This is a genomic window from Bacillus sp. ISL-4 (genome assembly GCF_018613275.1).
Classification (GTDB): Bacteria; Bacillota; Bacilli; order Bacillales; family DSM-1321; genus Peribacillus; species Peribacillus simplex_E.
The window spans coordinates 205,192-220,820 of sequence record NZ_JAGGQN010000010.1 but is presented as its reverse complement, the minus strand read 5'-3'; the positions used below and the strand labels follow the sequence as shown (position 1 = coordinate 220,820).

At 39.5% G+C, this 15,629-nt stretch carries 16 protein-coding genes and 1 riboswitch; of the genes, 15 read left to right on the top strand and 1 reads right to left on the bottom strand.

The genetic code is table 11. The annotated features are described in order from the left end of the window. Positions 1–11: 11 nt before the first annotated feature. Positions 12–148, top strand: a riboswitch (FMN riboswitch). A 164-nt stretch (positions 149–312) separates the two neighbouring features. Next, positions 313–894, top strand: coding sequence for an ECF transporter S component (locus tag J7J00_RS07415; RefSeq protein ID WP_141993586.1), 582 nt, complete (start codon positions 313–315; stop codon positions 892–894). Between the two features lie 127 nt (positions 895–1,021). Here J7J00_RS07415 and J7J00_RS07410 read toward each other — a convergent pair whose 3' ends face one another. Then, a complete protein-coding gene (locus J7J00_RS07410; protein ID WP_214789522.1) occupies positions 1,022–1,270 on the bottom strand; it encodes a ferredoxin in 249 nt (82 codons plus the stop codon). 290 nt (positions 1,271–1,560) lie between these two features. Here J7J00_RS07410 and J7J00_RS07405 point away from each other — a divergent pair, with 290 nt between their 5' ends. The 14 genes from J7J00_RS07405 (at position 1,561) to ypeB (ending at position 15,470) form a co-directional block, all read left to right on the top strand. After that, a complete protein-coding gene (locus J7J00_RS07405; protein WP_214789519.1) occupies positions 1,561–2,622 on the top strand; it encodes a YpbB family protein in 1,062 nt (353 codons plus the stop codon). 2 nt (positions 2,623–2,624) lie between these two features. Beyond that, the gene (locus J7J00_RS07400) at positions 2,625–4,130 is read left to right on the top strand and encodes a RecQ family ATP-dependent DNA helicase (RefSeq protein ID WP_286201225.1); all 1,506 of its coding nucleotides are present in this window, start codon (positions 2,625–2,627) and stop codon (positions 4,128–4,130) included. Then, the gene (locus J7J00_RS07395; RefSeq protein ID WP_214789485.1) at positions 4,120–4,746 is read left to right on the top strand and encodes a CPBP family intramembrane glutamic endopeptidase; all 627 of its coding nucleotides are present in this window, start codon (positions 4,120–4,122) and stop codon (positions 4,744–4,746) included. The genes J7J00_RS07400 and J7J00_RS07395 overlap by 11 nt, the downstream gene beginning before the upstream one ends. Then, complete coding sequence (locus tag J7J00_RS07390; protein ID WP_286201224.1) at positions 4,724–5,521, top strand: LysM peptidoglycan-binding domain-containing protein; 798 nt, start codon at positions 4,724–4,726, stop codon at positions 5,519–5,521. Before J7J00_RS07395 ends, J7J00_RS07390 begins: the two co-directional genes overlap by 23 nt. Positions 5,522–5,663: 142 nt before the next feature. After that, a complete protein-coding gene (locus J7J00_RS07385) occupies positions 5,664–6,122 on the top strand; it encodes a YpbF family protein (protein ID WP_063233188.1) in 459 nt (152 codons plus the stop codon). A gap of 95 nt (positions 6,123–6,217) precedes the next feature. Next, positions 6,218–7,033, top strand: coding sequence for a metallophosphoesterase (locus J7J00_RS07380; protein ID WP_214789482.1), 816 nt, complete (start codon positions 6,218–6,220; stop codon positions 7,031–7,033). Positions 7,034–7,131: 98 nt separating this feature from the next. Then, positions 7,132–8,025: a MerR family transcriptional regulator gene (locus J7J00_RS07375; RefSeq protein ID WP_214789479.1), complete on the top strand. Its 894-nt coding sequence runs from the start codon at positions 7,132–7,134 to the stop codon at positions 8,023–8,025. Between the two features lie 91 nt (positions 8,026–8,116). Beyond that, positions 8,117–8,692, top strand: a complete 576-nt coding sequence (locus J7J00_RS07370) for a genetic competence negative regulator (RefSeq protein ID WP_214789477.1) — start codon at positions 8,117–8,119, stop codon at positions 8,690–8,692. A 267-nt stretch (positions 8,693–8,959) separates the two neighbouring features. After that, the gene (locus tag J7J00_RS07365; RefSeq protein WP_214789474.1) at positions 8,960–10,237 is read left to right on the top strand and encodes a Glu/Leu/Phe/Val family dehydrogenase; all 1,278 of its coding nucleotides are present in this window, start codon (positions 8,960–8,962) and stop codon (positions 10,235–10,237) included. A 152-nt stretch (positions 10,238–10,389) separates the two neighbouring features. After that, positions 10,390–11,358 carry a YpdA family putative bacillithiol disulfide reductase gene (locus J7J00_RS07360; RefSeq protein ID WP_214789471.1) on the top strand — a complete coding sequence of 323 codons (969 nt, stop codon included), beginning with the start codon at positions 10,390–10,392 and terminating at the stop codon, positions 11,356–11,358. A gap of 27 nt (positions 11,359–11,385) precedes the next feature. Next, on the top strand, positions 11,386–12,351 hold the full coding sequence (locus tag J7J00_RS07355; RefSeq protein ID WP_214789468.1) for an asparaginase: 966 nt from the start codon (positions 11,386–11,388) through the stop codon (positions 12,349–12,351). 97 nt (positions 12,352–12,448) lie between these two features. Next, positions 12,449–13,135, top strand: coding sequence for a glutamic-type intramembrane protease PrsW (prsW, locus tag J7J00_RS07350; protein ID WP_076365613.1), 687 nt, complete (start codon positions 12,449–12,451; stop codon positions 13,133–13,135). Between the two features lie 125 nt (positions 13,136–13,260). Then, positions 13,261–14,100 (top strand): spore cortex-lytic enzyme, encoded by an 840-nt coding sequence (sleB, locus tag J7J00_RS07345; protein WP_214789465.1) that lies wholly within the window; start codon positions 13,261–13,263, stop codon positions 14,098–14,100. Positions 14,101–14,114: 14 nt separating this feature from the next. After that, positions 14,115–15,470: a germination protein YpeB gene (gene ypeB / locus J7J00_RS07340; RefSeq protein ID WP_214789463.1), complete on the top strand. Its 1,356-nt coding sequence runs from the start codon at positions 14,115–14,117 to the stop codon at positions 15,468–15,470. Positions 15,471–15,629 lie beyond the last annotated feature (159 nt).

Below are 15,629 nucleotides of genomic sequence, written 5' to 3'. Positions count from 1 at the left end.
AAATTTTATAGGTCTATCTTCGGGGCGGGGCGAAATTCCCCACCGGCGGTGATGAAGGAATTTCTTCTTCTAAGCCCGCGAGCCTTACAAGGCAGGATTTGGTGCGATTCCAAAGCCGACAGTATAGTCTGGATGGGAGAAGATGGAGGTTCCTGAGTGCGTTTCAACAGTTATTTGCTGAACGTTTGTTTGATGTAACCTTTAATTTATCCCTTTAATTCTATTGGAATTAAAGGTTTTTTATTGAGCATCAACATATTTTGGAACCCAAACCTCTTTTTCAGGTAGATCGGAAAAGAAGGAGAGAGAACTATGAATAAGAACAAAGTGAAAAAAACGGTCACACTTGCGATGATGGGAAGCATTTCTTATTTATTGATGCTTTTAAATTTCCCGTTTCCAGGATTCCCGCCTTTTCTCAATGTCGATTTTAGCGACATACCAGCACTGATGGCGGCATTGATTTTCGGTCCGATGGCTGGAATTCTAGTCGAGTTCATTAAAAACCTATTGGATTTAGTCATGACAGGGACCTTGACTGCTGTACCTGTGGGGCATATCGCTAACTTTATAGCCGGAATACTGTTTGTCTTGCCAACTTATTATGTATTTAAGAAAATCAATTCAAAAAAAGGGATGACGTTCGCTTTACTTGCGGGGACAGTATCCATGGCAGTATTCATGAGTGTTTTAAACTATTTTGTCTTTTTACCGGCATATACCTTCTTTATGGGATGGGATGCAATGTCGGCTCCCGAGTCAAGAAAGTTCGTTACGACGGCAATCTTGCCTTTCAACGTGATTAAAGGCGTGCTCATCACATCTGTATTCATGTTGCTGTTCATTAAATTACAGACATGGATCAATAAGCAAATATTATATAAAAATGCTTAACGGCATTGACGATAGAAATGAAAAAACAACCGGATATCCATATTCGGTTGTTTTTTTTGTATGAGAAGATGTAATCCGACATTGGCCAAAAGAAAAAGCCATTCTCGATTGAAAATGGCTTGTACCGTTATTCGAATTTTAGTGCATCTCCGTCAAATGACTCGTCAGCAACTTTAATGGAATCCGTTGGGCATCCTTCAAATGCATCCATCATGTCGTCTATAAGTACATCTGGAATTTCAACGATTCCCTCGTTATCGTCAAGGGTAACAAATGCAATCCCTTCGTCATCATAATCATATATATCTGGTGCAGCTGCTCCGCAAGCTCCACAAGCTATGCATGTTTCTTTATCCACAATAGTAAATTTAGCCATGAATATAACCCCTCCTAAGTTGATTAACAACTGATAATCTTTTTATTTCAGATTATTTTCTCTTTCTTATTGTAAGACCGAATGCCAAACTTTTCAATAGAAATTGTATTGATAATAACTATCATGTAGCTGAATGTCAACGAAAAACATCGAAATAATTAACTTGGTTCTTTCCATGGTTCGTCATTTAGTCACATAATTTCCCTTGTAATCATCAATAATAACGGCGATTTTTGCAGTTTTTTGTTACAATGGGGTTATTGGTTAAATGAAACAAGGATGTGAGTCCCATGAATAATTATCTACAGGCCATCATTCTATATGCGATAAAAAAATTTCAAGGCGAACGTTCCATTTATGCTATTTACCATATGCTGCAGGGTAAGAAATCGTCACAAACAATCCAGGATGCCCATTTATTCGGGTTAACGGATATTTTTGGGACAATACCCCGATTTACCCGTCAGCAATTAAATCAAAACATTGAACATTTACTTAAGCATGACATGATTAATTTAACGGATAAACCAGATGCGTATGAAATTAGTATGCAAGGTGAGGGAATGTTAGGCGATTATTTTAAAAGTAATCCTTTTCCGACGTATATAAATGGTTGGAAGTATCACAATATCACCCCGGTTTTCTGGGGAAGGTTAAACTTACTCATTCAAACTATATCTCATATTGTCCACAATGAAAGACGTTTTTATCCGATACAACGAAATCCTAAAATCCAATTCTTCGTAAAGGAATTTTTACATGTCAATCGTGAGGATCGAGCGGTGATTGCCCAACATCTATATGATGAACTGATATCCCTTTTAGAAAGTCAAAGTGAAATGAAACGAGACATTTTCATTTTGAGGTTAACCGGAATAAACAGGGTTGGACTTACGTTTGAACAAATTGCAAAAAGGAAAGATGTAGAAGAAGAGTATGTTCGCTTTACATTCCTTGACTCATTGCATCAAATGCTTGCAGAAATGGAAACGGGAAAGGATTACCCTCTCTTGTCCTCATTAACTAATGATTGGAAAAGAAGTGGGAATCCTCAATTGACACAATCTACAAAGACAACTTTACGATACATCCAGGAAGGGAAAAATCTGGGTGAAATAGCTGAAATCCGCAGATTGAAAGTCAACACCATCGAAGATCACCTCGTAGAAATTGTCTTATCGGAAAAAGATTTTCCGATTTCCGATTATGTAACTATCGAGGATGAGAGGGAAATTGCTGAAGCTATTAAGGAACTTGGTACGAAAAAGCTTAAAGCAATCAAGCAGATGGTCGATAATAAACAAATAAGCTTTTTCCAAATAAGACTTGTACTTGCGAAAATAGGTGAGTGATGATGAACATAGAACGAGTCCTCAAAGAAAAATTCGGATTTGATGAATTCCGCCCTGGACAAAAGGAAGTGGTTGAATCATTGATGTCCGGCCGTCATACCTTAGCGATGCTCCCAACCGGATCAGGTAAATCATTATGTTACCAGCTGCCTGCTTATCTTTTAAATAAGACTGTCCTAATTGTCTCCCCGTTATTATCTTTAATGCAGGATCAAGCAGATCAGCTAAAGATGAGTGGCGAAAAAAGTGTATTGACCCTCAACTCTTTTTTGACGCTAAATCAAAAAAGGAAAGCTTTCGACCGGTTACATAGTTATCGTTTTATTTTTTTATCTCCTGAAATGCTAAGTCTGGATGGCGTGATAAAATCCTTGAAATCCATAGACATAGGTTTGTTCGTCATAGACGAAGCACACTGCATCTCACAATGGGGGTATGATTTCCGTCCGGATTATTTGAATTTAGGAGAAGTGAGGCGTGAATTGAACAATCCGTTGACCCTTGCCCTGACGGCAACTGCAACCGATGAGGTCCGGAGGGACATCGTTGGTAAACTCAACATTGGGCAGGTCAAGGAAATGGTATCATCTGTTGATCGGGAAAATATAGCAATTATTGTCGAGCGAATGTTCAGTTACGATGAGAAGCTAGCCCGTGTGCTGGAACTTGTCAGGAAACTTAATGGAAGCGGAATTATTTATTTTTCCTCTAAAAAAGTGGCGGAATCAGTCACTGGGTTTTTACAGGATAACGGGATCGATAGTGTCAATTATTATCACGGTGGAATGGAACAGGAGCAAAGGATGCTCATTCAGCAGCAATTCATTTCCGGCCAGTTGAAAATTATATGTGCAACAAGTGCTTTTGGAATGGGTGTGAATAAAGCGGATGTCAGATATGTTATTCATTTTCATATCCCGTCCACGATGGAAGCATATCTTCAGGAGATAGGCAGGGCTGGACGAGATCGGAAACAAAGTGTGGCTGTCTTATTATATAGCGAAGGGGATGAAGGGCTTCCCCTGCATTTGATGGAGCAACAGTTGCCTACGGATTCGCAAATCGATGGTGTATGTTCTTTCCTTAATGCATCACACAAAAATATGGCGAATTTGACCCTCTCGGAAAAAGAACAGCTGTCTCAATCCTTTTCGTTGAACGAAATCCAGCTCCGTTTTTTTACGCAGCTTATCACGGGCAATAACCTAGATCAAATGGCAGAGATGAAAGCGTATTGTCAAAAGAGAAAATCAAGGAATCAGGAAAAGCTGCATAAATTCCTTCACTGGATATATACACAGGAATGTCGCCGTTTAGGGATACTGGACTACTTTGGAGAAAAGCATCGGGAAGTGAACCCCATCTGCTGTGATATCTGTGGGATGGATGTCGAAAAAATGGCTGATGTATGGCCGGAAGTCAAGGTGGACCCGGTCAATTCCTTTTCCACTTGGAAAAAAGAATTGGCTTATATCTTATTAAAGAAGGAAAATGGCAATGAAAAATAAGCAAGCTGAAATTATTAAACAACTTACAGATAAACAGTTGCTATATAATTTGTTTCTTACGCAAATTATTCTCTTAACGTTAGCCATCTTTTTAGGTATTATTTTATTTAAAGACCGTTCAGCTTTTTTCGACTTATTTATCTTTGATGACCTGAACATTTTGCTTATTGGAATTCCCGCTGGAGTCATTGTCGTGTTATTTGACATATTGTTTATGAAAGTGACACCATCTTCCTATCAGGATGATGGTGGTATTAACGAACGCATTTTCAGTAATTTGTCATACCCGATGATTTTTGTCGTAACTTTAGTGGTTGCGATAAGTGAAGAAGTATTATTCCGTGGAGTGTTGCAAACACATTTTGGTTTGCTTCTTACGAGCCTCATTTTTGCAGCTGTTCATTATCGTTACCTTTTTAATTGGTTTTTATTTTTAAATGTTTTGGTTTTGAGCTTCTTTATCGGTTTTCTATTTGAAATGACTAATAATCTCATCGTGACGATAACTGCTCACTTTTTGATTGACTTTATCCTTGGTATTTTAATCAGGAACAAAAAGCAAAGAGGGTTTAGCAAGAAAGGGGGTGACTTGAATGAGCCGAGTGCAAAAGAATGAAAAAGAAAACGATCAGGCTGGTGAACTTCGTTCGCGAATTGAACGTCAGAAGGCTAAGTCCTCATTGCCCAAGCGGAGCAAAGTTCACCAGAATAAAAAGAAAAAAAGTAAAGTGAAGAAGTTCCCAATGATACAATTATTAGCAGTATTTTTTATTTTACTTCCAATTGGATTTTACACCCTTTATACATATATGCAGGGTAGGCCTGTACCTGTTGTGAAAAGTGACCAAGTCGTCTTTAGTGAGGAAGCTAATGAATCGATTCCAACTACAGCTTCTGCAGATGATTTAAAGGAAAAAGAATCGGCAAAGGCTGAAGCGGAGAAAGAAAAAGAAGAAGCTGAGGCTAAAGCTAAAGCTAAAGCGCAGCAAGATGCTGAGAAAAAAGCCAAAGCACAGCAAGAAGCTGAAGAAAAGGCCAAAGCACAGCGAGAAGCTGAGGAAAAGGCCAAAGCACAGCGAGAAGCTGAGGAAAAGGCCAAAGCACAGCGAGAAGCTGAGGAAAAGGCCAAAGCACAGCAAATAGCTGATGAAAAAGCAAAGAAGGCAGAAACAGAAAAGAAAAAGGCTGCCCAAAATGTTCAAGCTGCGAAACCGGATAAAGAGGGATACAAAGTTGTCTTACATACTGTTCAAGGTGAAGAAACATTATTTCGAATTTCCATGAATTACTACAAATCACAGGAAGGGATTGCTCTGATCAGGGAGTGGAATGGGCTGAATGGCAATGAAATTTCCAAAGGTCAGGTATTGAAAATTCCTATTAAGAAATAACGAGGGCACTCTGTCTTTATAGGCAGGGTGTTTTTAAGATTGTTTGACTTAGTTCAGTGTGAAGGTAAACGTGACAGGTACTTTATCATTTTTTCCTCTACTCTTTCATATCATGATTTGAAAGAGTAGAGGAGGAAATGCGATGGAATCGACAATCATTTTATTGGATGAGAAGACGGATCAAGCAACAAAGCAAATGCTGCAGAATGTCGTGGATCGAAAGAAAAAATTCGAGGCACTTAAAAAGAAGCACCTTCAAAGCTTATGGGCAACCATGATTGTTGCTGCCCTTTTTATGATTTATCTATATTTTTATATCGTTGTACCTTATTCCTATTCCTTTTTCAGTATGTTTAGTGTTTTCGTCGACCATTTTAGCCATTTCCTTTTTTTGGCGGCGGCGATTGGTCTATATGGATATATGGTATTAATTAAAAAAAAGCTTGATAAAGCTGAAAAGGAGTTTCAACTGCTACGCTGTGAAATCATAAATAAAAGTAAACAATTGTGGGAAAAAGAGGAAGAATGGAAAAGCCGCCATAAGGTATTTGAAATGATGAAGAAGAATTATGATATTAACTTATATCATGAAAATAAATGATGATCGCATTAAATCATATTTAATTGCGGGTAATATGGTTTTATGGTTATATGAAAGTACGTTTGGGATAAGGATGGAAAGAAGGTTTAACTAAGATGTTATGGTTATCTGGATTATTTTTAGTCATCATTCTACTGTCATTTGCCACGATCTTTTACATGTGGCGTACGGCTATGCTAGATAGGGTGATTTCTCAAGACTTATATTTCAAAGACTTTCCTGAAGGCTTTGGAGATGTTCGGATCTTTTTTATATCCGATCTTCATCGGCGGATCGTTGCGGATAAATTAATTGAGGACGTTCGTGACAAGGCAGATTTGGTGATAATCGGCGGTGACATTAGGGAACACGGGGTTCCCTTAGAACGTGTGGAAAAAAATATATTGAAACTAAAAGAACTTGGTCCCCTTTATTTTGTTTGGGGTAATAATGATTATGAAGGAGACTTCCATGAACTGGATGCGACTCTTTTGAAACATGGTGTGAAAATCCTTGATAACACAGCTGTTTCTTTTGAGTCTCAAAATGGCAGCAAAATCGCTCTTCTGGGCATTGATGATATATCGGAAGAACGTGATAGGCTTGACCTTGCCCTGTCGGATTGTGGGAATGAAGATTTTCGGATTTTGGTGAGCCATAATCCATTGGTCAAGAAACAGTTGACTCCGGAACACCATATTAGTCTTGTCCTGTCAGGTCACACCCATGGCGGGCAGATTCGTATATTCGGATTCGGGCCCTATCAGATCGGCAGCATTGAAAAAGAGGGGGACTGTTTATATATGACGAGTAATGGCTATGGGACAAGCGAAGTACCTTTAAGGCTTGAGGCTAAGCCGGAAACGCACCTCTTCACCCTGAAAAGGGGGACAGACACTGAAATAGGAGAAGCTGTGGAAAAGACCTATTAGGCTGCTATTAATCGAGCATATCGGAATTTTACAGACCATGAAAAATCCACTATAATTTCAACAAATGATCGTACAGTTATTGGAGGCCTTGTAAAACCATGCAAGAAGGTAAATATAATATAAAGGCAGTTTCAAAACTGCTGGACATTCAGTCGGGAACCCTTAGGGCATGGGAAAGGCGCTATAAATTTATCGAGCCTGTCAGGAATGAATCGGGGCACCGGCTGTATACTGAAAAACATCTGCAAATCCTTAAGTGGCTCATCAATAAAACAAAGCAAGGTTTTACAATAAGCCAAGCCGTTTCACTTCTCGAAAGTACTGGCACTCTAGCTCCTGGAGTTCCTGAAACGAACCGTAAGGATGAACAAGCGATTAAGTTATCGGATGAATTAATCGAAGCTCTATTGAATTTCAATGAAAATAAAGCTCATATGCTAATAAGCCAAGCATTCAGTATGTATACAATCGAACAAACCATAGTTGATGTACTTGGCTCAATATTGGTTCAGGTTGGGGATAAGTGGGAAAGGGGAGAAATTACTTCCGCTCATGAACACTTTGCGTCGAACATCCTGAAATCCAGGATCAGTTCAGTTATGCATACCATTCCGACTAATGGATTTCTTCCGAAAGCCCTTACCGTTTGTGCTCCCGGTGAAAAACATGAATTTGGACTGTTGGTCTTTACCGTTTTTTTGAAGAGGAAAGGGTATGAAACCATTTATTTAGGTGAATCCATTGCTGATAATGACCTTTTCACCGTTTTAAACATCATAAAACCCACTTACCTATTTATGTCATGTTCACTGAAAGAGAATCTTGATGGAACATTTAGGCTGGTTGAAGCATTAATAAAGGATTTCCCGGATGTGAAGGTGGGCCTTGGCGGTGCGGCGCTGAGCCTTATTTCCGAGGAAAACCGTACGGCCTTCAGCGGAGTCTTAATGGGGGACACGCAATCGAAATGGGAGGAATGGCTGAAAGGTTAACGGCGGCCGACTTAAGAGAAATAATGGATATGCACCCTGCAACCAAGGCTTCATATGATGTATGAAGATGGTAACCAGGGGGCATTTTTTTATGAAGCTGGAGCGATTAACTAATAATAAAATCAAGATTTTTTTGACCCTTGATGATTTAATTGATAGAGGCATAACAAAAGAAGATATTTTAGGGAATTCCTTAAAGGTCCACAAGCTATTTCAGGATATGGTCGAAGAAGCGTGCGAAGAACTCAGCTTTAAAATGAGTGGCTCCATTGCAATCGAAATTTTCTCTTTGCCTGCACAAGGGTTGATAATCATCGTGACAAAGGACGAAGAGGAATTATTGACTGACGAAGAGGAATTCTTGGATTTACAAGTGAAAATAGATGACTTCCCTCATATTCTGTATGTTTTCAATGACTTTGAAGATATCATCCAATTATGTCGTAGATTATCTTTTCAAGGTTTGCTTAATAGTACTCTTTATCATTTTGAGGGAAGATACTATTTACTTATCGAGAATGTTAAAGACACGACGTATGACACGGTCATATCTTTAGCGGCTGAGTATGGCCATGCATCTACATTGACACTCAGCCGCATCAATGAATATGGAGCATGTATAATCGAAAATGAAGCGATACATGTTTTGCTCACACACTTTAGCTGATGTAAAACAAATGAGACAAGGCAGCCACATTATGGTAAAAACAATGCGGTTTGCCTTTTTTGTCTCAACTTTCTGCCGAAGAAGATATACGCAAAAAGAGGAAGAAAACAGTTGATATGATAACGTTTTCATTTTTAGAATATTTCCAACTTTTAAATTCCCATTTTTACTCTTGCATTAATATAACGAAGGTGTATACTAGCACATGAAGAGGACTATTTGTACATTATAATTTTATATATGGAGATTTTCTAGGAGGTACTTTTAATGGAATCGGCAAAAGGCAATAGCCATGCAAATGAAGAAGAAAAACACGACGTACTGAGGTCTACCCAAACTGTAATACATAAAGCCTTGGATAAACTGGGTTACCCGGAAGAAGTTTTTGAGCTGTTGAAGGAACCATTGCGTTTATTAACGGTGAAGATACCGGTCCGCATGGATGATGGCTCGGTTAAAATTTTCACAGGTTACCGTGCCCAGCATAACGATGCTGTTGGGCCTACAAAAGGTGGTATCCGTTTTCACCCTAATGTAACGGAACGTGAAGTGAAGGCATTATCCATATGGATGAGCTTGAAATGCGGTATCGTTGATTTGCCATACGGCGGGGGTAAGGGCGGTATCGTTTGTGATCCTCGTAATATGTCATTCCGTGAACTTGAAAGGCTGAGCCGGGGCTATGTTCGCGCAATTAGCCAAATCGTGGGGCCGACTAAAGATATCCCGGCACCTGATGTATTTACAAATTCCCAAATCATGGCTTGGATGATGGATGAATACAGCCGTATGGATGAATTCAACTCGCCAGGATTCATTACTGGTAAACCGCTAGTGCTTGGTGGTTCTCATGGCCGTGAATCAGCCACTGCTAAGGGTGTGACGATTTGTATCAATGAAGCTGCCAAAAAACGCGGCATCGATATTAAAGGTGCACGGGTAGTCATTCAAGGTTTTGGTAACGCAGGTAGTTTCTTAGCTAAATTCATGCATGACGCAGGTGCTAAAGTTATTGGGATTTCGGATGCATATGGTGCTCTTCATGATCCTGAAGGATTGGATATCGATTATCTTCTCGATCGGAGAGATAGTTTCGGAACCGTAACGAAATTGTTTAAAAGCACAATTTCAAATAAAGAACTGCTTGAATTGGAATGTGATATTTTAGTTCCGGCTGCAATTGAAAACCAAATCACTGAAGAAAATGCTGCTGAAATCAAAGCATCGATCGTTGTCGAGGCAGCTAACGGACCTACAACGATTGAAGCGACACAAATCCTTACGGATCGCGGAATCCTTCTTGTTCCTGATGTCCTTGCTTCTGCTGGCGGTGTAACGGTTTCTTACTTCGAATGGGTACAAAATAATCAAGGATATTACTGGTCAGAAGAAGAAGTTGACGAAAAGCTGGAAAAAATCCTTGTGAAATCTTTTAATAACATTTATGAACTTGCACAATCAAGACGTGTTGATATGCGCCTAGCGGCTTATATGATTGGCGTAAGAAAAATGGCTGAAGCTTCTCGCTTCCGTGGTTGGATCTAAAAGATTCGAATCATGTATTGATTTATAGTTAAAATCTTGTTCATTGCATTATCATTGAAATGATTTGTAAAAACTCCTATCATGTATTGATAGGAGTTTTTATTTTTTAGACGAACGAATTACATAGTGCATGGAAAGGCAGTGGAATAAAGATGAATGTTGAAGAAGTCATTATCATAGGTGGGGGCCCTTGTGGATTGGCTGCTGCGATCGCTCTTAAAGAAGTGGGAATACAGTCCTTGATCATTGAAAAAGGCAATGTGGTTGATTCCATTTACCGCTATCCGACACATCAAACATTTTTCAGTTCGAGTGAAAAACTCGAGATTGGTGATATTGCTTTTATAATCGAAAACCGTAAACCGGTCCGCAATCAGGCGCTAGCCTATTATAGGGAGGTAGTCAGAAGGGAAGAATTGCGGGTCAATACATTCGAAAAAGTGGAAAATGTGGAAAAACGAGAAGATGGGAAGTTTTTAGTCAAGACATCGAAAGGTGAGTATACAGCTTTGCATGTGATCATATCGACCGGTTACTATGATCATCCTAACTATATGTGCATACCGGGTGAACAGCTCCCTAAGGTGTTTCATTACTTCAAGGAGGGCCATCCCTACTTCAATTGTGATGTTGCAGTCATCGGTGGCAAAAACTCAAGTGTGGATGCCGCTCTGGAATTGGTCAAATCAGGAGCAAGGGTTTCAGTCCTTTATAGAGGATCGGATTACTCTCCAAGTATCAAACCTTGGATTCTTCCTGAATTTGAGGCATTAGTCCGCAATGGAACCATCAAGATGGAATTTAATGCAAATGTTGACAGGATAACGGAAGACAGCGTCATCTACCATGTGGGGGATGAGGAAAAAGTCATTAAAAATGATTTTGTATTTGCAATGACTGGTTACCATCCTGACCATTCCTTTTTAGCTTCAATGGGCATTACTATTGATAAGGAGACTGGAAGGCCCGCATATAACGAGGAAACGATGGAGACGAACGTTAAAGGTCTTTATATTGCAGGAGTTCTGGCAGCCGGAAATAATGCGAACGAAATCTTCATCGAGAACGGCAGGTTTCATGGTGGATTGATTGCCTATCATTTGGCTGTTAAAGAAAAGTGAATTATTTAAATGAGGAGCAGTGACCGTATGGAAAAAATATCGTTAATAACGACTGGTGGGACTATTGCCAGTAAAGAAACTGTGAATGGTATGCTGGCCTCTGGTGCATTGACTGGCCATGAGTTGGCATCACTTTGCGAATTGCCCAACGATATCGAGGTAAAAGTGGTTGATCTTTTCCAGATCTCAAGCATGTCCATGTCCTTTGAGAAAATGCAACAGCTTAATTCAGCCATTCTAAAGGAATTGGAGGATCCCGAAGTTACGGGAATCGTCGTGACCCACGGTACGGATACACTTGAGGAAACTGCTTATTTCCTTGATGTCACGAGTAAGGATCAACGACCTATCGTATTAACCGGCTCCCAACGTTCTCCTCAAGAGGTGGGCACTGATGTATATTCCAATTTAAGGAATTCGATATTATGCGCTGCGAGTGATCTTATTAGGGATGTTGGAGTAGTGGTCGTTTTTAATGAGCGGATCTATTCTGCAAAATATGTCAAAAAAGTTCATGCTTCCAATTTGCAGGGGTTCGAATCTTTTGGCTATGGATATTTGGGGATAATTGATAATGATGTCGTCAGCATCTATCAAAAACCTTTGCATAGGGAGTGTTATGATATTCAGAATAGCATCCCAAGGGTGGATATCATCAAGTGCCATACAGGCGCTGATGGCCTCTTTATTGATGCTGCGGTTGCAAACGGTGCGAAAGGAATTGTGCTCGAGGGTGTAGGAAGGGGACAAGTTACCCCTGTAATGGTTACTTCCATACAAGCTGCAATCGATAAAGGAATTACGATCATCATGACTACAAGTGCAGAAGAAGGAAAAGTTTACCCCGCTTATGATTATGAAGGCAGCGCATTTGATTTAAAACAACGCGGTGTGATATTAGGAGCTGATTATGACAGCAAGAAGGCTCGAATCAAGTTAGCTGTCATGCTGGCAAGCGAAAATCCTATAGATGAGACCTTCTTTAAGTACTGAAGGAATAAATAAAATTTGGAAGACTTGATTCTTGGATTCAGTTTTTCTTCATTCCATGGTACGATTAAGGAAAAGAAGATGAAAAGAGGGTCAGCTAATGCTGGTCATGTTGTCAGCGGCTATTGCGCCAGGATTGGCGCTACTGAGCTATTTCTATTTGAAAGACCAATATGAAACCGAGCCGATATCGGTTGTAGTCAAAACATTTTTATTCGGTGTATTTCTTGTATTGCCGATTATGTTCATACAGTATGTGCTCGAAACCGAACATATCCTGAATACTGATTTAGCAAATGCCTTTTTATGGGCTGCACTGCTTGAGGAATTCTTCAAGTGGTTCATACTCATTTATGTTATTTATCAGCATGTGGCATTCGATGAGCCATATGATGGGATTGTTTACGGAGCTGCAGTCTCCCTTGGATTCGCCACAATGGAGAATATTTTGTACCTGCTGGCCAACGGGGTGGAACACGCTTTTCTCAGGGCGGTACTCCCTGTATCCAGTCATGCTTTGTTCGGTGTGATCATGGGATATTATTTAGGCAAGGCGAAATTTTCGGCTTCGAATAATAGGGTCTATTTATTATTGGCATTGATCATACCGATTTCGTTACATGGGGTTTACGATTATATTTTAGTTTCCCAAAAATTTTGGGTGTACTTTATTATGCCATTCATGATTTATCTATGGTGGTTAGGCATGAAAAAAGTAAAGAAGGCACGTCTGTTGTCTGACTTTCACGCGAAAAAACTTTCACAAAATCATTACCTTAGCAAATGACGAATACTATCAAAACGGAGTGCTGGCATATTTTGCCCGCTCCGTTTTTTTTATGTTTGGAATAAAAAAACCCGTAAAGAAGAAAATAGAATTACATTAATTCAAGAAAAAGAGGAGTGTTTTTGATGAAAGGAATTTCGTCAAAATGGAAATGGCTTTTGCTGTTTTCGTGTATAACTATTTGTTTCGTAATTTACCCGGAAACAAGAACAAATGCCTTTTCGGGCCAAGTCATTCAAAAGGGTGCGGTTGGAGATGATGTAATTGAGCTGCAGGCACGCCTGCAAAACATCGGTTACTATAAAGGAAAGATTGATGGAGCCTATGGATGGGGCACTTATTGGGCACTTCGAAACTTTCAACAAGATTTCGGGCTTCCAATCGATGGTTTGGCGGGGACAACAACAAAACAGAAGTTGACGAATGCGTCTAATTTCAATAAACAATTTGTTCACGAACAGATCAATAAAGGGAACGAGTTCACCTATTATGGGGGAGTCCCCATTGAAAAACAGGTAAAAGCAAAAGGCAATAAATCTACTTCCGGAGGGGCCGCTTCCGGAAAGGCCCCTTCCAAAACTACGACATCAGCCAATCTTCCAGGAGGATATTCTCAAAACGATATTCAGCTGATGGCCAATGCCGTTTATGGAGAGTCACGAGGGGAGCCATATACTGGTCAGGTTGCTGTTGCAGCAGTAATTCTGAATAGAGTGGAAAGTGCTGCCTTTCCTAATACCATTTCGGGAGTGATTTTTGAACCTGGGGCCTTTACGGCTGTTGCTGATGGGCAGATTTGGCTGACACCGAACGAAAGGGCGAAAGAAGCCGTGGTGGATGCTATCAACGGGTGGGATCCAAGCGGTAATGCAGAATATTACTTTAATCCCGATACAGCAACAAGCAAATGGATCTGGTCAAGGGAACAAATTAAAAGAATCGGAAAACATATCTTTTGTAAGTAAAGAGGTGAAGGAAAATGATCAGGAATATAGTGATTGCCCTGCTTGTTGTAGTTGTTGCGGGAACTGCATTCTGGGGCTATCAAGAACATAAGGAAAAAAATGCTATATTAATTAACGCGGAAAATACGTATCAGCGAGCCTTTCATGATTTAAGCTATCAAGTGGATTTATTGCACGATAAAGTCGGCAGTACTTTGGCCATGAATTCACGTTATTCATTAAGTCCGGCTTTAACAGATGTTTGGCGTATCACTTCCGAAGCCCAAAGTGATGTCGGGCAGTTGCCATTGACCTTGCTTCCTTTTAATAAGACAGAGGAACTTTTATCTAAAATTGCGGACTTCAGTTATAAAACGGCGGTACGTGACCTTGAAAAAGAACCATTGAATGATAAGGAATATGCGACTCTCCAATCCTTGTACACACAGGCCGGGGACATCCAGGGCGAGTTAAGAAAAGTGCAGTATCTAGTCCTTAAAAACAATTTAAGATGGATGGATGTCGAAATGGCTCTTGCATCAGGGAAAGAAAATTCGGATAACACGATCATCGACGGATTAAAGACTGTTGAGAAAAAAGTATCTGGTTACGGGGAAACGAATGAGATGAATCCGACTTTTACTTCTGCACCACAGAGGGATGAAAATTTCAAAAATTTGCAAGGTGAAACTATCACGAAAGAAGAAGCAATTTCGACGGCAAAAAACTATGCACATTCAAAAAGCAAGAATTTGAAGGTGAATGTGGAAGAGAACGGAAAAGGTTCCGATTTTGGATTTTATAGCGTGAGCATCCTCGATAAAGATTCCGACACCGAATTGAATATGGATTTGACAAAAAAAGGCGGTTACCCTATTTGGTATATCAATAATAGGGACGTGAACAAAACAAATATTGATTTGAATCAAGCCTATACAAAAGCCGAAGACTTTTTAAAGGAACATGATTTCAGTTCACTTGAATTATTTGAAAGTGCTCAATACGATAATATCGCATTATTGAATTTCGTAACATCAGAAAATGGCGTCAAGATTTATCCAGATTCAGTCAAGGTCAAAATCGCATTGGATGATGGATCCGTTATAGGGTTTTCAGCCGACGAGTATTTAAAATCACATAAAACCAGGGAAATAGGGAATCCGAATATATCCGAGAAAGAAGCTAAGGACAAAATCAACAATAATGTAAAAATAATGGAAGAAGGAAAGGCGTTAATCATCAATGATATCGGTGAAGAAGTTCTTTGTTATGAATTTCTCGGTACGATTAAAGATGATACCTACCGTATTTTCATTAATGCAGATACCGGTCAAGAAGAAAAGGTGGAAAAATTAAAGAATTCCGAACCGATATACGAGAATATAATTTAATTTAAAATAATGAATCATTAGTTGTAGGGAAATGTGCTTGGTCACTTTCCCTTTTTCTTATTTCATGACATAATAATTTAAATGATAATTGGATTATATGGGAAAATTAGTAGGTAATATTATGCAGTTCCCTTCCAATCAAAAAGGAAGCGGACGACG